The 19,231-nt window shown below is 63.7% G+C and carries 20 protein-coding genes; 8 read left to right on the top strand and 12 right to left on the bottom strand.

Going from position 1 to position 19,231, the window contains the following annotated elements; genetic code table 11:
- Positions 1-110: 110 nt before the first annotated feature.
- Positions 111-338 carry a hypothetical protein gene (locus ACQ4W0_RS03650; protein WP_436575539.1) on the top strand — a complete coding sequence of 76 codons (228 nt, stop codon included), beginning with the start codon at positions 111-113 and terminating at the stop codon, positions 336-338.
- 11 nt (positions 339-349) lie between these two features.
- Here the strand turns inward: ACQ4W0_RS03650 and ACQ4W0_RS03655 are convergent, their stop codons facing one another.
- From ACQ4W0_RS03655 to ACQ4W0_RS03670, 4 genes are all read right to left on the bottom strand, one after another.
- Positions 350-661, bottom strand: coding sequence for a chaperone modulator CbpM (locus tag ACQ4W0_RS03655; RefSeq protein WP_099665182.1), 312 nt, complete (start codon positions 659-661; stop codon positions 350-352).
- Between the two features lie 3 nt (positions 662-664).
- Positions 665-1,585, bottom strand: coding sequence for a DnaJ C-terminal domain-containing protein (locus ACQ4W0_RS03660; protein ID WP_436575540.1), 921 nt, complete (start codon positions 1,583-1,585; stop codon positions 665-667).
- Positions 1,586-1,717: 132 nt separating this feature from the next.
- Positions 1,718-2,395: a beta/gamma crystallin-related protein gene (locus ACQ4W0_RS03665; RefSeq protein WP_436575541.1), complete on the bottom strand. Its 678-nt coding sequence runs from the start codon at positions 2,393-2,395 to the stop codon at positions 1,718-1,720.
- A gap of 160 nt (positions 2,396-2,555) precedes the next feature.
- Positions 2,556-3,527, bottom strand: a complete 972-nt coding sequence (locus ACQ4W0_RS03670) for a beta/gamma crystallin family protein (protein ID WP_436575542.1) — start codon at positions 3,525-3,527, stop codon at positions 2,556-2,558.
- 426 nt (positions 3,528-3,953) lie between these two features.
- Between ACQ4W0_RS03670 and ACQ4W0_RS03675 the strand changes: the two genes are divergently transcribed.
- The 3 genes from ACQ4W0_RS03675 (at position 3,954) to ACQ4W0_RS03685 (ending at position 8,613) form a co-directional block, all read left to right on the top strand.
- Complete coding sequence (locus ACQ4W0_RS03675; RefSeq protein ID WP_436575543.1) at positions 3,954-5,348, top strand: MATE family efflux transporter; 1,395 nt, start codon at positions 3,954-3,956, stop codon at positions 5,346-5,348.
- Positions 5,349-5,366: 18 nt separating this feature from the next.
- Positions 5,367-6,206 carry a PhzF family phenazine biosynthesis protein gene (locus ACQ4W0_RS03680; protein ID WP_436575544.1) on the top strand — a complete coding sequence of 280 codons (840 nt, stop codon included), beginning with the start codon at positions 5,367-5,369 and terminating at the stop codon, positions 6,204-6,206.
- 199 nt (positions 6,207-6,405) lie between these two features.
- On the top strand, positions 6,406-8,613 hold the full coding sequence (locus ACQ4W0_RS03685; protein WP_436575545.1) for a S9 family peptidase: 2,208 nt from the start codon (positions 6,406-6,408) through the stop codon (positions 8,611-8,613).
- Positions 8,614-8,683: 70 nt separating this feature from the next.
- Here the strand turns inward: ACQ4W0_RS03685 and ACQ4W0_RS03690 are convergent, their stop codons facing one another.
- From ACQ4W0_RS03690 to ACQ4W0_RS03700, 3 genes are all read right to left on the bottom strand, one after another.
- Positions 8,684-8,869 (bottom strand): CsbD family protein, encoded by a 186-nt coding sequence (locus tag ACQ4W0_RS03690; protein WP_035825486.1) that lies wholly within the window; start codon positions 8,867-8,869, stop codon positions 8,684-8,686.
- Between the two features lie 183 nt (positions 8,870-9,052).
- Positions 9,053-9,688, bottom strand: a complete 636-nt coding sequence (locus ACQ4W0_RS03695; RefSeq protein ID WP_436575546.1) for a class I SAM-dependent methyltransferase — start codon at positions 9,686-9,688, stop codon at positions 9,053-9,055.
- A 70-nt stretch (positions 9,689-9,758) separates the two neighbouring features.
- On the bottom strand, positions 9,759-11,828 hold the full coding sequence (locus ACQ4W0_RS03700) for a M13 family metallopeptidase (protein WP_436575547.1): 2,070 nt from the start codon (positions 11,826-11,828) through the stop codon (positions 9,759-9,761).
- 209 nt (positions 11,829-12,037) lie between these two features.
- Here ACQ4W0_RS03700 and ACQ4W0_RS03705 point away from each other — a divergent pair, with 209 nt between their 5' ends.
- The gene (locus ACQ4W0_RS03705; RefSeq protein WP_436518563.1) at positions 12,038-12,334 is read left to right on the top strand and encodes a flagellar protein FliT; all 297 of its coding nucleotides are present in this window, start codon (positions 12,038-12,040) and stop codon (positions 12,332-12,334) included.
- A gap of 419 nt (positions 12,335-12,753) precedes the next feature.
- On the opposite strand, the gene ACQ4W0_RS03710 is transcribed toward ACQ4W0_RS03705, so the two are convergent.
- A complete protein-coding gene (locus ACQ4W0_RS03710) occupies positions 12,754-13,866 on the bottom strand; it encodes a type IV pilus assembly protein FimV (RefSeq protein WP_436575548.1) in 1,113 nt (370 codons plus the stop codon).
- A 172-nt stretch (positions 13,867-14,038) separates the two neighbouring features.
- Between ACQ4W0_RS03710 and fumC the strand changes: the two genes are divergently transcribed.
- From fumC to ACQ4W0_RS03725, 3 genes are all read left to right on the top strand, one after another.
- Entirely contained in the window at positions 14,039-15,433 is a 1,395-nt protein-coding gene (gene fumC / locus ACQ4W0_RS03715; protein WP_436575549.1) for a class II fumarate hydratase, read from the top strand.
- 96 nt (positions 15,434-15,529) lie between these two features.
- Positions 15,530-15,751: an RNA-binding S4 domain-containing protein gene (locus tag ACQ4W0_RS03720; protein ID WP_071079051.1), complete on the top strand. Its 222-nt coding sequence runs from the start codon at positions 15,530-15,532 to the stop codon at positions 15,749-15,751.
- A 122-nt stretch (positions 15,752-15,873) separates the two neighbouring features.
- Entirely contained in the window at positions 15,874-16,158 is a 285-nt protein-coding gene (locus ACQ4W0_RS03725) for a hypothetical protein (RefSeq protein WP_436575550.1), read from the top strand.
- A gap of 4 nt (positions 16,159-16,162) precedes the next feature.
- On the opposite strand, the gene bufB is transcribed toward ACQ4W0_RS03725, so the two are convergent.
- From bufB to mobB, 4 genes are all read right to left on the bottom strand, one after another.
- Positions 16,163-17,788: an MNIO family bufferin maturase gene (bufB, locus tag ACQ4W0_RS03730; protein ID WP_436575551.1), complete on the bottom strand. Its 1,626-nt coding sequence runs from the start codon at positions 17,786-17,788 to the stop codon at positions 16,163-16,165.
- A 17-nt stretch (positions 17,789-17,805) separates the two neighbouring features.
- Positions 17,806-18,108, bottom strand: coding sequence for a BufA1 family periplasmic bufferin-type metallophore (locus ACQ4W0_RS03735; protein WP_436575552.1), 303 nt, complete (start codon positions 18,106-18,108; stop codon positions 17,806-17,808).
- Positions 18,109-18,392: 284 nt separating this feature from the next.
- Positions 18,393-18,593 carry a YjfB family protein gene (locus ACQ4W0_RS03740; protein ID WP_436575553.1) on the bottom strand — a complete coding sequence of 67 codons (201 nt, stop codon included), beginning with the start codon at positions 18,591-18,593 and terminating at the stop codon, positions 18,393-18,395.
- A gap of 57 nt (positions 18,594-18,650) precedes the next feature.
- Positions 18,651-19,187 (bottom strand): molybdopterin-guanine dinucleotide biosynthesis protein B, encoded by a 537-nt coding sequence (mobB, locus tag ACQ4W0_RS03745; protein ID WP_436575554.1) that lies wholly within the window; start codon positions 19,185-19,187, stop codon positions 18,651-18,653.
- Positions 19,188-19,231 lie beyond the last annotated feature (44 nt).

Here is a 19,231-nt window from a genome sequence, read left to right on the forward strand (position 1 = left end):
GCCCCAAACAACTGCTGGGGTCAGCCCCTCAACACCGCCAACGCAAAGCTCAGTGCCAACGTGTCCGGGGGGCTGACCCCGATTTCAGACACAACATTGAAGAGATTCACATGGCCGGCATCGACGACTTCGTCAACAAACAAAAACCTGGCGCGCGCTTCGTCATCACGGCGCAGATGCTGCGCATGACGCCGCAGCAGTTCGACTCGCTGGCGCAGGAATGGATGGAAGACGGCGGCCCCGGCTTCGACGTGGCCGGCATCCCGCACCGGGTGGTCGTCGACGGGCAGTTTTATATAGCCAGGCTCACCGTGACACGCCACGGCGAGCCGGTATAAGGGCGAATGGTCTAATCGACGCCCAGCACGTGCAGGCGCCGGCGCAGGCGCGCCACCTCTTCCGACAAATCGACCACCAGCGCGGCCAGTTCGGCATTCGCGTCGAACACGGATTCGATTTCGTGCAGGCGGCGCGCGCGCACCAGGTCCAGGCTGGTGAAGCGCCAGGCCGTCAATTGCCCCGCTGGCGGGCCATTTTGCAGCAGCACGCCCGTCTGCACATGCTGCACCACCCAGTCCGGTTCCACGGCGCAGGCGCGCGCCAGTTCCTCCAGGCTCAGGGCACGATCTTCGAGCAGTTCGCCAATTACCTTGTTTGTCATGATTCACCCTCCCAGCTTCTGGCGCGGATTGAAAGCCATCTCGCGCGCCATGGTTGCATACAATTCGCGCGCCTTGTCGTCGTTCGCCGGCGGCAGCACCACTTCCAGCAGCAGATACAGGTCGCCCGGCTGGGCGGCGGGAATGCCGCGCCCCTTCAAGCGCAGCTTGCGCCCCGTCTGCGAATTGGGCGGCACGGTGACTGCCACCGTGCCCGATGGCGTGGGCACGGCGATTTCGCCGCCCAGCGCCGCCTCCCACGGCGTGACGGGCACCGTCTCGAACACGTCGCGCCCTTCCACCTTGTAGCGTGCATCGGGCTGGAAGCGGATTTCCAGATACAGGTCGCCGGCGGGCGCGCCGCCGCTGCCAGGATGGCCCTGGCCCTTCATGCGCAGCTGCTGGCCCTCCGTGACGCCTTTCGGTATCGTCACTTCCAGGGTGCGCTCGCGCGTCACTACATGGCCTTGCGCGTCCGCTTCGGGCACGCGCATGACGATATGGCGCTTGGCGCCCTGGTAGCTGTCGTGCAAATCGATGGTGATGGCGGCATGGCTGTCCTCGCCCTGCATCTGGAAACTGCCGCCGGCGCGGCGGCGCCCGCCCACGTGGGCAAACAGGTCGGCAAAGAAGTCGCTGTCGTCGGCGCCCGACGATTCGTAGCCCGAACCCCAATCCGGCGGCGGCCGGAATGGCTGCCCTTGGGCGCCCTGGTTACGCCCAAGTTCATCGTAGGCGGCGCGCTTTTCCGCATCGCCCAGCACGCCGTAGGCCTCATTCAGGGCCTTGGTGCGCTTGTCGGCGTCCGGTTCCTTGCTCACGTCGGGGTGGTATTTGCGCACCAGTTTGCGATACGCCTTCTTGATCTCGGCCTCGGTCGCCGTCTTCTCGACGCCAAGCTCCTTGTAGTAGTCCTTGTATTCCACCGTGCTTGCTCCCCATGGTTGAACTGCCTATGGGAAGAGTACACGAATTGGCGCCGACAGCGCGTGCGCACAATACAACACCGCCCGCGAGGCACGGGGCGCGCGGGCGGTGAAAGGGGCAGCGAAAAACGCCTAGCGCACGCGGCGCAGCGAGGAAATGCGGCGGTCAAGGCCACCGTGCAGGCGGCCGTAGCTGCCTGGCCCCATCACCACGCAGCGGCCACGGAAGTTGGCATCGACGCAGAACTCCCAGCGACCGTAGTTGACGACGATCGATTCGGCGCGGTCATTGAAGCCATAGCGGCTCAAGTCGCGCACTTCGCCGTCCAGGCGCACGGGCCGACCGCGCATGCCGGCGTCAGGAAACATCAGCACGGCGCCATTCATGTCGGGACGGTGTCCGCCGCCATGGCCCGGATAACCGGGATGAGGACGCTCCGGACGCGGAGGATAGGGACGGTGATCGGGGCGGTAATCACCGCCGCCATGGCCCGGGCGGCCCACTTCGCGCACGGAGGAAACGGCGTCGTTCATGCCCGGCATGCTGCCGTAGCGGCCAGGTCCAAAGGTACGGCAGTTACCACGGTAATTGGCGTCCTTGCACACTTCCCAGGTGCCCGAGCGCACGATGATGCTGGAGGTCTTGTCGTTAAAGCCCATGCGCGACAGGTCGCCCGTGTCGGAACGCAGGCTGACCGGGCGGCCGCGGAAACCGGCGTCCTCGAACAGGGTGATTTCGCCCGCAGATGCGGCAAGGGGGGCGAGGAAGGTGGCGGCGCACAGCAGCGCGGGCCGGAAAGATCGAACCATGACAACTCCAATACTGATTACATTTTCGCCAGTGTAGTCCGGGCGGCAGGCGGCGAGTGTAACAAAGAGCAAGCAAAGGTCAGCGCACGGCAGCGAATGTAAAAACCGCCTGGCGGGATCAACCCGGCAGGCGGCCTGTCAGCATGTGTGCCGGAGAAAATCAGCGCACGCGGCGCAGCGAGGAAATCTGGTTTTCCAGGCCGTTCAAGCGACCGTATTCGCCCGGTCCGATCACTTCGCAGCGGCCATGGAAGTTCGAATCGCTGCACACTTCCCACTGGCCCTCGTTGACGACGATGGACGAGGCGCGGTCATTGAAGTTGTAGCGCACCAGGTCTTCCGCATTGCGGTCCAGCGCCAGCGGTTCGCCGCGCATGCCCGCTTCGGGGAACAGCAGGACAGCGCCGCGTTGCTGGTACTGCGGCTGCTGGTACTGCGGCTGCTCATACTGCGGCCGTTCGTACTGCTGCTGGCGCCGCGCTTCGCGCTCATCGACCATGCGCGCCGACGAGACGCGCCCATCGAGGCCGCGTCCCAGGTCGTCGTGGCGGCCGGGGCCGAAGATGCGGCACACGCCGTTATAGTTCGAGTCGCTGCACAACTGCCAGTAGCCGTTGTAGATGACGATGCTGGTGGTGCGGTCGTTGAAACCGATATTGACGAAATCGTCCGTATCGCGGTTCAGCCGCGCCGAGCCGCCATTCTGTCCTGCGCCCGAATATACCTCCAGCGTGCCGCCACGCCCATAGCCGCCATTGCCACGGTCCGGATCGCGCCCCGGGCGTCCCGGATTGTAGCCATCGCCGCGCCCCGTTTCACGCACCGAACTGATGGCGTCATTCATGCCCGGCAGCGAGCTGTACTCCCCCGGCCCCAGGGTCTTGCATCTGCCGCGGAAGCCGGCATCGGTACACACATCCCAGGTGCCCGAACGCACCAGGATGCTCGACGCCTTGTCGTTGAAGCCAAAGCGTGACAGATCGTCCGTCGTCTCGCGCAGGTTCACTGCGCGGCCACGAAAATCAACGTCTTCGAACAGGGTGATATCGCCCGCGTGGGCGGCCGCATGGGCCCCCAGCGAAAGCAGCAAGGTCGCCGCGCATGCCAGCGCGTGTTTGAAAGGGCCCGTCATGATTAACTCCATTCTTCATTCTTTGGTGATGATTTGCCTGACTGTTGCGTCAGGATGCTAGTGTAACAAATACAAGGCCACGGGACAGCGCGATCACACGTTCAATACAGGCGGCGCAGGGAGGAAAACCGCTGGCCCGCATCGTCCCGCGCAAGAACACCGCGCCCCAAGGACAAGTGATCGACATGACAACTGCTGTCAGTGTAGCCATCCGTAGAAAAAACGGTGTAACAAAGTATGGGAAAAGCACAATAAATTGTTACTAAAAGCAATTGCAGGCCCCACGGAGCCTGTTATTGCCATTTGCCGTGCCATGCGCCTTGTATCACGCACATCGATCGGCGCACTCCCGGGCGCATGGGGCGCCTCGGCGGACAAGCACGGCGAATGCCGGTAGAATCTTGTGTTTAGTTAAGCTTGCCGCCCATGCCACACACTACCTCGTTCACGCTGCCCGCCGTCCGTACTGAAATTTCCTCACTGTGGAAGCTGGCCTGGCCCATCCTGATCGGCCAACTGGCGACCGTTGGCATGGGCGCGGCCGACGTGGCGATGACGGGCCATACGAATCCCGAAGAACTGGCGGCCGTGTCGCTGGGCGCGGCCATCTGGTCCATCGTCCTGGTCACCGTGAGCGGCATCATGATGGCGATCAATACGCTGGTGGCGCATGAAATCGGCGCCGTGCGCCACGACCAGGTGCCACACATCGTGCGCCAGTCATTGTGGAAGGCGCTGCTGGTAGGCTTGGTGGCTTGCCTGCTGACGAACATGGCGGCGCTGGTGTTCGACCACCTGATGCTCGAACCAGCCGTGGCGGCCAAGGCCAAGCTGTTCGTGCACATCATCAGCTGCGCGCTGCCGCCGTTCGCCGCCTACCGCGCGCTGTACGGCTACAGCACCAGCATCAACCAGACCAAGCCCGTGATGGTCATCGCGCTGGCTGCGCTGGGCCTGAATATCCTCGTCAACTACCTGCTGATCTACGGCCACTGGGGCATGCCGAAGATGGGCGGCGTGGGCTGCGCCGTGGCCACCACCTGCTGCGTGTGGATGATGCTGCTGGCCATGCTGGCCTGGATCAGGATCGCACCCGCCTACCACGCCACGTATCCGTTCACGCACTGGGAATGGCCGCAGCCGTCGTCCATCGGCCCCATGCTGCGCCTGGGCCTGCCCATCGGCGTGACCTACTTTGCCGAAGTGAGCGCATTTGGCGTCATCAGCCTGCTGGTGGCGCGCTTCGGCGTGATCCAGGTGTCGGCGCACCAGATTGCGTTGAATTTCTCGTCCGTCGTCTTCATGGTGCCGCTCACCTTCGGCATCGCGCTGGTCACGCGCGTGGGCCATGCCGTGGGCGAAGCCAATCTGCACCGCGCCCGCTTCATTTCGTGGGTGGGCGTGGCCATGTCGCTGACGGCGGCCATCGTCTCGGCCACCGTCATTACCGTCTTCCGCCACCAGATCGCGCAAGCCTATACGTCCGACCCGCAGGTGCAGGCGCTGTGCGCGCAGCTGCTGCTGTTTGCCGCGCTGTTCCAGCTGTCCGACGCCACGCAAGTGGCCACCTCGTGCGCCATCCGCGGCTACAAGGTGACGCGCCAGCCGATGCTGATCCAGCTGCTGGCCTTCTGGGGCTTCTCGCTGCCCATCGGCTATGTGCTGGGTCTCGCGCCGGCCGGCTTCCCCTGGTCGCCGGCAGAGCCGATGGCCGCTGCCGGTTTCTGGATCGGCCTTGTCACGGGCTTGACGGTGGCCGCCGTGCTGCTGACCTGGTATTTGAACCGGCTGTCGCTGCAGCGCCTGCGCACCGCCCGATAAGCCGACAAGGAAACCGCCATGCCGCAACAACGCCCCTTCAGGCAAGTCGATGTCTTCAGCACGCTGCCCTTCCTGGGCAATCCGCTGGCCGTGGTGCTCGACGCGAATGGCCTCGATGACGCGCAGATGCAGGCGATCGCGCGCTGGACCGGCCTGTCGGAAACCACCTTCGTGCTGGCGCCGCGCGATCCCGCCGCCGATTACCGCGTGCGGATTTTTTCGCCCGAGATGGAATTCCCGTTCGCCGGCCACCCGACCCTGGGCACGGCGCATGCCCTGCTCGATGCGGGCATGCAGCCCAAGGGCGCGCGCATCGTGCAGGAATGCGGCGTCGGCCTGGTGCAGATAGAACGCGGCGCCGGCGGCGTGCTGGCGTTCCAGGCGCCGCCCTGCACCACGCGCGCGCTCGCCCCCGCGCTGCTGCCGCTGCTGCAAACGGCGCTGGGCGACGCGGCGGCCGCTGGCGGCACCGTCGTCGACATGGGCATCCGCTGGCTGTGCGTGCCGCTGCCAAGCGCCGCAGCCTGTCTGGTCGTCCATGCCGACATCGCGGCGCTGACGACATTGCTGGCCGCGTCAATGGCTGACGGACTGGCCCTCTACGGCGCGCACTGCGCCGGCGGGCCGGCCGATTACGAAGTGCGCGCGCTGCTCAGCGAGCACGGCGCGCTGGTCGAGGATCCCGTCACGGGCAGCGCCAACGCCTGCATCGCGCACCTGCTGGCGGGCGCCGACTATCGCGTGCGCCAGGGCACTTGCCTGCAGCGCGACGGCCGCGTGTCCGTCAATTTCCGCGATGGCCACGCCTGGATAGGCGGCGCATGCCTGACCGTGATAGAAGGTACGATATTGGCCTGAACCAGGGAAAGCGCCATGGAATGGGCGGCTGTTGGATATTTTTGACGAAGGAAATACGGCCAGGAACGTCTTATTCCGTGGCCGGGGCTATCGCATAAACAGGCACGCTCTGGTATCGTCTTACGCTTAGGCAACGCTCGATCCTGCCTGCGCTGTTTGGCATGCCGCGTTATTCATTCTTCCAACTACCGAGACATCCATGCGTTTTATTCTTTGTTTTCTGGCCGCGATGGCCAGCGTTCCCGCATCGGCTGAAAAGCTGACTCTGGAACGCATCCACGCCGATCCTGCGCTGGCCGGCCCTGGCGTGCGCAACCTGAAGGTTTCGCCCGACGGCGAGCGCGTCACCTTCCTGCGCGGCCGCGCCGACAACCAGTTCCAGCTCGACTTGTGGGAATTCAAGCTGAAGGACAAGAGTACGCACCGCCTGATCGACTCGAAGGCGCTGGTGCCAAATGAAACGATCTCGCCCGAAGAGCAGGCGCGCCGCGAACGCGAGCGCACGGCCAGCCTGAACGGCATTCTCAGCTACAGCTGGTCGCCCGATGGCAAGCAGCTGCTGGTGCCGCTGGCCGGCAATCTGTACCTGGTCGATGCGGCCCAGCCGGACCAGGCGCGCCTGGTCGCCAAAGGCAATGTGCTGGACCCGAAAATCTCGCCGAAAGGCCGCTACGTCTCGTTTGTGCGCGATCAAAACATCTATGTGATCGACCTCAAGACGAACAAGGAACGCCAGCTGACCACCGATGGCAAGGGCACCATCCGCAACGGCGAAGCCGAATTCGTGGCGCAGGAAGAAATGGGCCAGCGCACCGGCTACTACTGGGCACCCGACGATTCCGCCATCGCGTATAAACGCTACGACGAAGCGCCCGTGCCCGTCGTGCGCCGCTTCGAAATCTTCGCCGACCGCACCGATGTTGTGGAACAGCGCTATCCTGCCGCGGGCGATCCGAACGTGCTGGTGCAGCTGTTGATCGTCTCGCCGGAAACGGGTGCGCAACGCCAGGTGGACCTGGGCACGAACCCGGACATCTATCTGGTACGCGCCGACTGGAGCGCGGACAGCAAGTCGCTGGTGTACCAGCGCCAGTCGCGTGACCAGAAGACCCTCGACCTGGTCGCCGTCGATGCCGCCACGCTGGCGCAACGCACCCTGCTGACGGAAACGTCGACAAGCTGGGTCAGCATTCATGACGACCTGCGCTTCCTGTCGAACGGCACCTTCCTCTGGTCGTCCGAACGCACGGGCCGCAACCATCTGTATTTGTATGACATGAGCGGCAAGCTGCTGCACCCGGTCACTTCCGGGGCATGGGGCATCGACAGCGTGCTGGCCGTGAACCAGAAAACGGGCAAGGTGTTCGTCTCGTCGAACCGCGATGCGGTGATCGACAAGCAGACCTACGCCCTGGCACTCGATGGCAGCACGGCCGACAAGCCGCAGCGCGTCACCAAGGCCGATGGCTGGCACGACACAACGTTCTCGCGCAATGGCGAAGTGTTTGTCGACACCTACTCCGACCCGGCCACGCCGCCGCAAGTGAGCATCCGCCGTCCGGACGGTTCGATGGTGGGCTGGCTGGAAGAAAACGCGCTGAACGCCAGCCATCCGTACGCGAAATACAAGGCGGACCACCTGACGACGGAGTACGGCACCCTGAAAGCCAACGATGGCCAGACCTTGTATTACTCCATCGTCAAACCGTCGAACTTCGACGCGACCAAGCGCTATCCCGTCTACCTGTCGACGTATGGCGGCCCGCACTCGCAGCACGTGGCGCGCCGCTGGGGCAACAACTTCGACCAGTACATGGCGCAGCAGGGCTTTGTCGTCTTCCGCCTCGATAACCGGGGTTCCTCGCGCCGCGAACGCGCGTTCACGGACGCCATCTATCACAATCTGGGCGCAGCCGAAGTGGCGGACCAGCTGGTGGGCATAGACTGGCTGGGCAAGCAAAGCTTCGTCGACGCGAAGCGCATCGGCGTGTTCGGCTGGAGCTATGGCGGCTTCATGACCCTGCGTTTGCTGTCGGCTGCCTCCGACAAGATCGCCATGGGTGTTTCCGTGGCGCCCGTGACCGACTGGTCGCTGTACGACACCCACTACACGGAACAATTCCTCGGCATGCCGAAGGAAAACGTGGACGGCTACAAGAACAGCACCGTGTTCGCCCACCTCGACGGCTTGAAGTCGCCGCTGCTGCTGGTGCACGGCATGGCCGACGACAACGTGCTGTTCAGCAACAGCACGCGCCTGATCGATGCGCTCGTCAACCGCGGCGTGCAATTCGACCTGATGACGTATCCGGGCGCCAAGCACGGCATCTCATCGCGCGCGGGCCAGCGCCACGTGTACAAGAAAATTGAAATGTTCTTCAAGCAAAACCTGGGCGTAGCGAAGTAAAACGCGCCCACAATAAAAACCGCCGCCTGTCTCGCGACAGGCAGCGGTTTTTTCATTCTTGCTGCCAAATTTACGGTTTGCGGGTGACGGTCTCGACTGCGTCTTTCACATCGCCAACCTTCTTCTGCACTTTGCCTTCAACCTGGTTTGCCAGGCCCTTGGCTTGCTGTTCTTCGCTGCCGACCAGTTTGCCAGCTTGTTCCTGGATTTTACCGCCGACTTCCTTCAGTTTACCTTCGACTTGATCTTTGTTCATGATGAATCCTCACTGTAGTTGGTACCTCTGTAGTCCGGCACCCTAAGGGCCGGTACTGCGGCTCACACACTGCCACAAGCTTCTTGCTGTGCTTGCTGCGTGTCGATAGGTTCATACTACGCTTGAGCTAACAAAAACTCTGTACGCTTGCTAACACATACTCAATGTCCGTCAACTCCATAGTCATGCAGCTTTACGCCAGACGGTGGCCAGCCACGGCTGCTGTTCGCGCGGCAAGCCCGGCGGGCGGTAATACTGCTCGACCAGACTGAAGCCGGCCGCCTGCACATACGCGGCCCAGCGCTCTTCGTCATGGTAGCTGCCGTAGCGCGCGCCGTTCCAGCCTTCCTGGTTGTGGCCGCGCGGGTTCGAGCTGAACAGCACGCCGCCCTCCTTCAGGCACGCGTGCAAAGCACGCAGCACGCCAGGCAAGGCGGCGCCGGGCACGTGGAACAGCACGGCATTGGCGAACACGCCGTCGAAGTGCGCGGTGGGCAGATCGAGGTCGACGAAATCCTGCTGCCACACGGTGCAGCCGCTGTAGGAGCGTGCCATCTCGACGAAGCTGGGGCAGCCATCGACGCCCGTGGCGTGGTGGCCCAGGGCCGTGAACGCCTTCAAATCGCGGCCCGGGCCGCAACCCAGGTCGAGGATCGCCAACGGCGCCGGCTTGCCGATGGCGGCCAGCAGCGCGGCGATATTCTGGCTGACGTCATGGTCGCGCGTGCCTTCAAAAAACTGCTCGGCGCTGGCGTCGTAATGGGCCAGGGTGCGGCCCGTAATGGCGTGGATGGGGTCTTGCGGTGGGGTCGGCTTCATGGCGCTCCTGTCATCGATGAGCGCATTTTACGCTGCCGGCCCGCTCCCCGGCCGGCAGCGCCAAGCCCTGCTACCAGACGCGCACGCGCTGTTCCGGCGCCAGGTACAGCTGCTGCCCCGGCTGCACGTCGAAGGCCGGGTACCAGGCGTCGAGGTTGCGCACGGTGGCGGCACGGTATTGCGCCGGCGCATGGCCATCCGTGAGGATTTGCTGGCGCGCCGCCGCTTCGCGCGCCTTGCTGCGCCAGCTGACGCCGTAGCCCGTGAAGAAATCGCGGTCCGCGCCCGCCTGCACCGGCTTGCCCTGCTGCGACAGGGTGAACGCGTCATGCGCGGCCGCCACGCCGGCCAGGTCAGCCAGGTTTTCGCTGAGGGTCAGCTGGCCATTCACGGCCAGGTCGGGAAACGGTTTATAGGCCGCGAACTGCGCCACCAATTGCTTGGATGCCGTCTGGAAGTGCGCCAGGTCGGCCGGCGTCCACCAGTCGCGCAGCTTGCCCTGGGCATCGAACTGCGCGCCCTGGTCGTCGAAGCTGTGGCTGATCTCGTGACCGATGGTGGCGCCGATGCCGCCATAGTTGGCCGCATCGGACGCTGCCGGGTCGAAAAACGGCGGCTGCAGGATGGCGGCAGGGAAGTTCAGCGCATTTTGCAGCGGCAGGTTGACGGCGTTGACCAGCTGCGCCGGCATGGCCCAGGCCTTGCGGTCAGGAGATTGGCTCAGCTTGGCCAGTTCCTGCTGGTAATGAAACTGTTCCGCCCGCTGCACATTGCCCAGCGCGTCGCCGCGCACCACGCGCAAGCCCGCATAGCTGGCCCAGCGTTCCGGATAGCCCACGCCCACATACAGGGTCTTGAGTTTTTCCTGCGCCTGCGCCTTGGTGGCCGGCGCCATCCAGTCCAGCTTGTCGATGCGGCGCGAGAAGGCGGCGACGATATTCGTCACCATGTCCTGCACGCGGGCTTTCGATTCCGGCGGGAAATAGCGCTCCACGTACAGCTTGCCGACGGCGTCGCTCAGGGCCGCGTTCGTCGCGGCCAGCGCCCGCTTGCTGCGCAGCGACTGCTGCGGCGTGCCGCTCAGGGCGCTGCCATAGAAGGCGAAGCGCTGGTCGGCGGCCGCCTTCGGCAAGGTGGTGCTGAAATGGTTGATCGCGTGGAAAGCCAGGAAATCCTTCCAGGTGGCCAACGGCACGCTCGCCACCAGCGCGGCGCTGCCCGTCATGGCCGTCGGGTGCCAGACGATGAAATCTGTCTGATTGCCCAACCCTGCCGCCTGGAAGTAGGCTTTCCAGTCCAGGCCTGGCGCCTTGCTGGCGAAGTCGGCGGCGCGCCACGCGTTGTTGCCCTTGGCGACATCGGCCGAATCCTCGCGGCTGCCGTGACTGGCGGCAATCTGCTGCTCCAGCGCAAACACGCGGGCGGCACGGGCCGGCGCATCGCTGTAGCCGGCTTGCTGGAGCATGGCGGCGATATGCGCCTGGTAGCCCGTGCGCAAGCCCTGCATGCGCGCGCTGTCGCTCTGGTAGAAGGCGCGGTCGGGCAAGCCCAGCCCGCCCTGCAGCAGATAGGCCACATTGCGCGTGGTGTCGTTCAAGTCTTGCGCCACCCACAGGCCGAACAGGTTTTCCGTATAAAAATTGGTGGCGTTGAGCGGGTCGACATCGGCGCGCAAGCTCTCGCCCAGCGCGCGTGCCAGCCCTGCCTGGTCGTGGATGCCATTGATCTTTGTCAACAAGGGCTTGATCGGCGCCCAGCCTTTCGCTTCGATAGCCCCTTCATCCATCCAGGAACGGTAAAAATCGCTGACTTGGCGCGCTGCCGCATCCTTCTGTGCCGCCGCCGCCAGGCCTTCGACGAGGCCGATGATGCGCTCGTTGGTCGCGTTGGCAAGCATGGCGAAGGAACCCCAGCTGCTGCGGTCGGCGGGGATCTCCGTGCCGCGCAGCCATTCGCCATTCACGTAGTCATAGAAGTCGTCGCCGGGCAAGGCCGTGGCGGCAGCGGGGACAGGGGTGCTGGCGGCCGCTGGCTGGCCATGCGCCTGGGCCGGTACATAGACCAGGGTGGCGCCGGCCAGGGCGAGGGCGATGGCAGCCTGGACTGGCGTCCGGGACCAGGAAAAACGCAAACCGTGCATGGCGATCCTTTCGATGAAAATAAGCAAAATCATAGCCTGAAATCATACCTTTTTCGCATGCGGAACAACGGCTCGGCGGGAGATTCCGGCTGCCAGCCAAAACCATCCAAATTATTTTCACTTTTTTTTCAAAAACACCCTCAAGTTTCGGATCAGCACGCCGTTAATCTAGACAAGCGGTAATCCATTCACTAGTTACGGGTGTGCTCATGACCTCCAACGACGTTCTCTCGATGTATGAAAATATTGCAGGAATGACCAATAAAATGGTTGTGGCCGCACGTTCGAGCGACTGGGATGGCTTGGATACCCTGGAAAACCAGTGCGCCAGCGCCGCCAGCACGACTATGACGGGCAGCGTACCTGCCCTGGCCGGCGCCTCGCGCCTGCGCAAGATCGATTTGCTCAAGCAAATCCTGGCCAATGACCGCGAAATCCGCGCCATCACGGAACCGTGGATGACGCAGCTGTCGAATGCCATGCCAGGATCACGCGCCCACATGTAAGTCAATCAGCAAGCCTGCTGCGCCAGAAACAGCACCCGCGGGTGCTTTTTTTACGTCTGCCGCCGCGCCAGGGAGGGCGGCATCTGCGGCGCTCGGGAAGTAAGGAAGGGAATTTGGAAGGCGAACCCCAGGTATCTCCTGGCGCCGCCTCGCTGCCGGTTGCATCCGGCGTTCGCGAGCACATCGTCGGCATCGCAAACCGCTTCCAGACCCAGGCGTTTATGCAACGCTACACCTGTTTGCCGCGCCACACTATCATTGGTGACTGCGCCAGGCTGGGACTGTTTTGTCGTAGAGCAAGTCCACTGAATTAATCATATCACCATCTTTGAAAAATAGGCAACACGATAGACAGGCAATTTCTGTCTTTTTTGAATATCTTTTTTTATATCAAATCTTGGCGCGGCCTTGCCGCATCATTAACGCGAGAACGGCTCCGGTTCCGGCTCGGCCGCCGCCTCCAGCGCTTCCGTCAGCACCGGCACCTCCTTCTTCTTGCGGCGGAATGGCTTGCGCAGCAAGACCCAGTATTTCGACGGCGCGCCCGGCCCCGCAGCTTGCTTGCGCTTGCGCACGACATACACGATAAGCGCCGTCAGCAGCAGGAAGATCAGCGTGCCAACACCCAGCCACAGCAAGCCGTTGCCGCCCGCTTTCGTTTCCTTGTCAGCCGCTGGCGCCCCATGCAGGGGCTTGGGCTTGACATGCGGCGCTTGCGCCACGGCAGGCAGAACGGCAGCGCTCGCAGCGGCGGGTATTGCCAGCGCCTTTTGCAAGACGCCGATCTTGCCTTCCAATTCGCCGAGCTTTTCATTCAGAGCCACGTTTTTCTGGTCCAGCGCCACGCACGCTTCCGCCTGCCCTGCATCCGCCTGCGGCGCGCAAGCGGCCACGGGCACCATGGCGCGGCGCAACGGCGGCGGGCGCAGCACGGGGGCAGCCGGCATGGGCGCGGCGGGCGGCGGCACAAACACGCGCGCCGGGCGCACCAGGCCCTCGGCGCGCGCGCGGGCCGCCAGCGCGGCGGCATCGGGCGGCGCTGTGGCGGGCACAGCGCGCGGCTGCAGCACAGGCACGGGCGCCGGAATGGCTGGCCTGGCTGGCGCACTGGCGGCGACGGCTGCGGGCGGTGCGGGCGTCAGCCACAGCGTACCGAGGCGCACGATGGCGCCACTGCCATTGCCCAATAATAAATACAAATGCACATGACTGGCCTGGATCGCTTGCCGGGTGGCCACGCGCACATAGTGCCGGCCAGCCCGCTCCAGCGGACTGATCGTCAAGGTCTGCAGGGCCGGGTCCATGCCGATGCCGCCGCCCCGGTACACATCGGGCGAGGCCAGGCGCACCATCACGCCATTGGCTTCCTCGGGCGCCAGGGCCGTCAGTTCAATCTCGGCCAGCAAGGGCTGACCCACGTGCGACAGCACCGCCATCTCGCCCAGTTCGGCCGCACCCGCCACGGGCGACAAGGGCAGGCTGGCGGCGGCGCACGCGATCAGGGACCAACGGGAAACAATGCTGCTTTGCATGGACTAATCGCTTTGATAACAAGATAAATAATGGGAACTCGCCTGTCTTTAACGGCAGGAAATCGCAAAAATATAGATGGGCCATGGCAAAAATGATGCAATACAGCATCATCCTGTGCCTTTTTGACGTCTGGAGTACACTCATTCCACCTCCATCGATGAAAGGGATGCCATGAGTAGCAGAATCGAACGCGACAGTTTCGGCCCGATCGACGTACCCGCCGACCGGCTTTGGGGAGCGCAAACGCAGCGCTCGCTTGAGCACTTCCATATCTCCACGGAAAAGATGCCGCCCGAACTGATCGCCGCCCTGGCCACCGTCAAGCGCGCGGCCGCCCACGTCAACCTGGACTTGGGATTGCTGGATGGCAAGAAAGCCATCGCCATCACGCAGGCGGCCGACGAAGTGCTAGCCGGCAAGCATGACGCAGAATTCCCGCTAGCCGTCTGGCAGACGGGCTCTGGCACGCAAAGCAATATGAACATGAATGAAGTGCTGGCCAACCGTGGCTCCGAACTGATCGGCGGCTTGCGCGGCGCCGAGCGCCTGCTGCACCCGAACGACGACGTCAACCTGGGCCAGTCCTCGAACGACATCTTCCCCACCGCCATCCATGTGGCGGCCGCCCTGGCCGTCGCCAACACGGTATTGCCGCCGCTGCGCCAGCTGCGCGCCACGCTCGACGCCAAAGCCACGGAGTTTGCCGACATCGTCAAGATCGGCCGCACGCATTTGCAGGATGCCACACCCTTGACCCTGGGCCAGGAATTTTCCGGCTATGTGGCGCAGCTGGACTTTGCCGAGCACATCATCACGGCATCGTTGCCGCCGCTGCGGCAACTGGCCGCCGGGGGCACGGCCGTGGGCACGGGCTTGAATGCCCACGTGGAATTTGCCGGCCGCATCGCTGCCGAGCTGGCGCGCCTGACGGGCCAGCCGTTCGAGACGGCCAGCAACAAGTTTGCCGCCCTGGCCGCCCACGATGCGCTCGTCGCCGCCCATGGCGCGCTGAAAACCCTGGCCACGGCCCTGATGAAAATCGCCAACGACGTGCGCTGGATGGCGTCCGGCCCCCGTTCCGGCCTCGGTGAAATCACGATCCCCGAAAACGAACCGGGCAGCTCCATCATGCCGGGCAAGGTCAACCCCACCCAGTGCGAAGCGCTGACCATGCTGTGCTGCCAGGTATTCGGCAACGATGTCGCCATCACGGTGGGCGGCGCCTCGGGCAATTTCGAGCTGAACGTCTTCAAGCCCCTGATCGCGCACAACTTCCTGCAAAGCGCGCGCCTGCTGGGCGACGGCATGCGCAGCTTCGACGCACATTGCGCGCACGGCATCGCGCCGAACCGTGGTCGCATCGCCGAACTGATGGAACGCTCGCTGATGCTGGTCACGGCCCTGGCGCCGCATATCGGCTACGACAAGGCGGCGCAAATCGCCAAGCAAGCGCAGCACGAAGGCACGACCTTGAAGGAAGCGGCGCTGGCCCTGGGCTTTGTGACGGAAGAGCAATTCAGTGCGTGGATCGTGCCATTGGAGATGACGCGGCCCAACAAAAGTTAAGGCTCAGCCTGCATTATCCCTGGCTTCATGTAAACTATGACCTTAGTTGATGACGTCATCAAGTGTTTAAAACACATCATTGCAATAAGGGATACAATGCAAAAAGTAAGCTTTGATTTAACATCCGAGTTCGTCGAGCTGAACCAGCTGCTGAAGCTGGTCGGCCTGTGCGACAGCGGTGGCGCAGGCAAGGTCATGGTCGATAGCGGCGTGGTGAAGGTCGATGGCAAGAAGGAATTGCGCAAGACTGCCAAGATCCGCGCCGGCCAGGTTGTCAGCGTGGGCGATATCCGTATCACGGTCGTCGCTCCTGCCTGACCACGGCATGGGGCGCGAAAGCAGCCCCATGCGTCCAGCCAGCCCCTGCCAGCCCGGCTGCCCGGATCAAGCTGCAAGTGTCGTTATTGTCAGATAAATATCGATTGCAGAAGGGAAGCGCCATGGACCATCCCGAACAAGGTACGCGCAGCCAGGAACGCCTGATCGGCGATTTGCGCCAGGTGATAGAAAACGCGGAAGAATTACTGCGTAACACAGACAAATACACTAGCAGCCTGTACCAGAGCGCGCGCGCCAGGCTGGAACTGGCCCTCGTCGCGGCCACGGCCGAACTGGCCCGCTTCGAAGAGGAGCAGGTGACGCGCATGATGGACGCCACCCTGGCCGCGAATGCCCTGTACCGCGATCAGACGGGCGAAGCGCGCGTGCTGCGGGCCTTCGAATAAAGCGTCACGCCGCCAGCACCGCATGCGTCAGCCACTGGCGCAAGTGTGCCGCCAGGTCAAATGCCGGGTCCCGCTCGAACGCCACGTCGAGCGCGGCGCCAAACGTTTGTCCTTGCTGTAACGCCAGCAAGGCCGCGTGCGCTGCCGCATCCACTACCAGCACCTGCGCCTTCCAGCGCGGCCGGCATACCAGTGCCCGGCTCGCCACCTGCATCTCGTGCGGAAACATCCCCTGTCCTTCCCCCTCCTGATGCGCCCGCCACAAGGCCGCCACTTGCCAGTTCGATGCCAGCAAGGCGCAAGCGGGATGCAGGGTAAAACGGCGTGCTTCCAGCTGAGCAGGATGCCAGGCGGCCAGCGACTCGGGCGCCAGCGCCTGCGCATCGGGCGCGTAATGGGCCAGGTGCAAGGCCCATTCCAGGCGCGCCATGTCGGGTAAATAGGGGAATGCGGCTACAGGCGGGAAAGCAGCCAGAAAATCGGCGAAACGGGCGCCAAACTGGTTCAAATCGGCGCTATCTGACGGATACTGGCGACCGTACACGCGCGCCAGGCCGCCAAAGAAATCCTCGCCCACCAGCGCCAGCACGACAGGATAGGCCTGACCCAGGGTGCGGCGCCAGATGGCGCTCAGATTGCCACGATACAGCGCAAAGCGCTCCAGCACCGCCTCTCCCGCGAACAATGGCAGGGCTGCCACAGTATCCAGCAAGGCCGTGGCAAACGCTTGCTGACCGGCCACCAGCGTATCGGCAGGAGCGGCAGGAGCGACCGGCGACGGCGCCGTTCCCTGCCACGGCGCCGGCGGCGCATGGCGCGCCAGCATGGCCTGCGCCTTGTCCGCCTCGCCCAGCAGGATGTCGAGCGGCGGCAAATGCGTATCCCATTCGACCAGGGTGGGCACGGCGCCAAAGCGCAGCAGCGCGGCCGCATACAAGTCCCAGACGGGATCGGCCACGGCAGCGCCATGGTGGTCGATCACGGCCTGCGGCGTCACCAGATGGCCGCCCAGGTGCAGTTCGCCCACGCTTCCCGGTGCAATGGCTTGCATGGCAAGCAGGGCATCTTCGCCGTGGTTGCACTGGTTCACATACAGATTATTGATATCGAGCAGCAGCCCGCAGCCACTGCGGCGCGCCAGCTCCGCCAGGAATTGCGCCTCGCTCATGGCATCGTCGGCAAAACGCAGGTAAGTGGAGACATTCTCGAGCAAGATCGGCCTTTTCAGCACATCCTGCACCCGTCCCACTCTTGCGCACAGCAAATCGAGGGCGGCGTTATTCAAGGCCAGCGGCAACAGATCATTGAGTTGCTGCCGCGCCACGGCGCCCCAGCACAAGTGTTCCGACACGAGGGCCGGCTCGATGCGCTCCACCACGGCACGCACGCGCTGCAAATGGGGCTCGGAAAAGCCCCGCGCGGAACCCAGGCCCAGGCCCACGCCATGCAGGCTGAGCGAGTAATCCTGGCGCAGGGCCTGCAACACATGACTATCCCAGCCCGACGGCTGCAGATAATTTTCGGTATGCACTTCCAGCCAGCCTACCTTGGGCCGGCGCGCCAGAAAGTCGCGGTAGTGCGCGGCGCGCAAGCCGACGCCGGCACCGGCAAGCGCTGGAACTGGCGGCATGGGCAGGCTGCGGACGCTTACGGCTGCGTGGCCGGTTTGGCGGCCTTGTCGGCCTTGATGGGCTTGACGGAGCCGCCCGCCTGTTCGCACGTGCCCTTGGCAACATAGGTCCATTCCGTGGGCAAGTTGTCCGCCTCCGCCTGGCCCGCGCACGAATGCGCGCCATCGGACGAGGCGCAGTCGTTTTGCCCGGCCTTGGCCACGCCGTAGCATTTTTCCTTGTCGCCGGGGGCGGGACCATCGTGCGCGGCCGCGTTGACGGTAGTACCGGCGCAAATGCCCGCGAGGGCGGCGGCGATGAGAGCTTGACGTTTGTTCATGGGAAATCCTCTTGCATGGGTCAAAGTAATCGGTAAGTCCTGACGGCACGCCCCAGGCTGCGTCATGGACAACGCGGGGTGATGGGCGTCATTTTACTGAATCGGCCGTGTCATGGCGAACAATGGTCATTTAGTTAACTTTATGGGGCGGAAAGGAAGGCGGGGAATTCGGGCAGCGATGACGATTACAGCGAAGAAAAACAAAAACGCCCACGCGCCACCGTCGGCGACGGTGGTGTGGGCTTAGGTATCGCGAGCGCCAGACTGGCGCTACAGACCTGCGCTCAGGCTGTCGTGTTGATGCGGTTGCCGAGGTGAGCCGGCAGACTCGGCGCCGACTGTACTGGCGGCAGGGCTGCCAGCAAGGCAGTGGCAGTCGAACTTTGAATATCCTGGGCTTTTTTCAGGACAGTCAAACCGACGGCTTGCCGCGTACCTGTCTCCGCCATCGTGGTTGACAGTTGAGCAATGCTTGCAACGTCCATACATTTCTCCAATGAGGTTTTACCAGTATTAACGGATGGCCGCAGCAAACCTTTAGCTTATTTTTCCAGCTTATTTTCCAACTGCAGCAGCAGCCAGGCCAGCACGTGCTCGCGCGCATTCAAGTCCAGCCATTGCACGCCCTCGCGCAAGTCGGCCGGCGCCGGGCTGTCGGAGGCGACGGCGATCACCTGCGGGTCATGCGGATACAGGGGCTCCTGCCCCACTTCCGGGCGAAACACTTCCAGCTTGGGGATGGGGTCCGTCTTGAAGCCCTCCACCAGCGTCAGGTCTGCCGGCCCCATGCGGGACAATTGCTGCGCCAGGCTCGGCTCGGGCGCGCCGCGCAGCTCATGCACGATGGCAAAACGATACGGCGACGCCACCAGCACTTCCGCCGCCCCCGCCATGCGCAGGCGGGCGCTGTCTTTTTGCGGCGGCTCCAGCGCCAGGTCATGGTGGCTGTGCTTGACCAGGTTGACGCGCAAGCCACGCGCCGCCAGTTCCTTCACCACAAATTCCAGCAGGGTCGTCTTGCCGCTACCGGAACGGCCGATCACACCCAGTACCGGGTGGGCGGGCATCGCATCGTGCATGGTCACTCCTTGATTGAGAAGCAGTGATTATACGCAGCCCCACC

This window comes from Janthinobacterium breve, from assembly GCF_051380895.1.
In the GTDB taxonomy this organism is placed as follows: Bacteria; Pseudomonadota; Gammaproteobacteria; order Burkholderiales; family Burkholderiaceae_D; genus Janthinobacterium.

Bases quoted from the DNA above. Each gene is read 5' to 3' on its own strand.
- ACQ4W0_RS03650 (WP_436575539.1), top strand. From the start codon at position 111: ATGGCCGGCATCGACGACTTCGTCAACAAACAAAAACCTGGCGCGCGC.
- ACQ4W0_RS03655 (WP_099665182.1), bottom strand. From the start codon at position 661: ATGACAAACAAGGTAATTGGCGAACTGCTCGAAGATCGTGCCCTGAGC.
- ACQ4W0_RS03665 (WP_436575541.1), bottom strand. From the start codon at position 2,395: ATGGTTCGATCTTTCCGGCCCGCGCTGCTGTGCGCCGCCACCTTCCTC.
- ACQ4W0_RS03670 (WP_436575542.1), bottom strand. From the start codon at position 3,527: ATGACGGGCCCTTTCAAACACGCGCTGGCATGCGCGGCGACCTTGCTG.
- ACQ4W0_RS03675 (WP_436575543.1), top strand. From the start codon at position 3,954: ATGCCACACACTACCTCGTTCACGCTGCCCGCCGTCCGTACTGAAATT.
- ACQ4W0_RS03680 (WP_436575544.1), top strand. From the start codon at position 5,367: ATGCCGCAACAACGCCCCTTCAGGCAAGTCGATGTCTTCAGCACGCTG.
- ACQ4W0_RS03685 (WP_436575545.1), top strand. From the start codon at position 6,406: ATGCGTTTTATTCTTTGTTTTCTGGCCGCGATGGCCAGCGTTCCCGCA.
- ACQ4W0_RS03690 (WP_035825486.1), bottom strand. From the start codon at position 8,869: ATGAACAAAGATCAAGTCGAAGGTAAACTGAAGGAAGTCGGCGGTAAA.
- ACQ4W0_RS03695 (WP_436575546.1), bottom strand. From the start codon at position 9,688: ATGAAGCCGACCCCACCGCAAGACCCCATCCACGCCATTACGGGCCGC.
- ACQ4W0_RS03700 (WP_436575547.1), bottom strand. From the start codon at position 11,828: ATGCACGGTTTGCGTTTTTCCTGGTCCCGGACGCCAGTCCAGGCTGCC.
- ACQ4W0_RS03705 (WP_436518563.1), top strand. From the start codon at position 12,038: ATGACCTCCAACGACGTTCTCTCGATGTATGAAAATATTGCAGGAATG.
- ACQ4W0_RS03710 (WP_436575548.1), bottom strand. From the start codon at position 13,866: ATGCAAAGCAGCATTGTTTCCCGTTGGTCCCTGATCGCGTGCGCCGCC.
- fumC (WP_436575549.1), top strand. From the start codon at position 14,039: ATGAGTAGCAGAATCGAACGCGACAGTTTCGGCCCGATCGACGTACCC.
- ACQ4W0_RS03720 (WP_071079051.1), top strand. From the start codon at position 15,530: ATGCAAAAAGTAAGCTTTGATTTAACATCCGAGTTCGTCGAGCTGAAC.
- ACQ4W0_RS03725 (WP_436575550.1), top strand. From the start codon at position 15,874: ATGGACCATCCCGAACAAGGTACGCGCAGCCAGGAACGCCTGATCGGC.
- bufB (WP_436575551.1), bottom strand. From the start codon at position 17,788: ATGCCGCCAGTTCCAGCGCTTGCCGGTGCCGGCGTCGGCTTGCGCGCC.
- ACQ4W0_RS03735 (WP_436575552.1), bottom strand. From the start codon at position 18,108: ATGAACAAACGTCAAGCTCTCATCGCCGCCGCCCTCGCGGGCATTTGC.
- ACQ4W0_RS03740 (WP_436575553.1), bottom strand. From the start codon at position 18,593: ATGGACGTTGCAAGCATTGCTCAACTGTCAACCACGATGGCGGAGACA.
- mobB (WP_436575554.1), bottom strand. From the start codon at position 19,187: ATGCACGATGCGATGCCCGCCCACCCGGTACTGGGTGTGATCGGCCGT.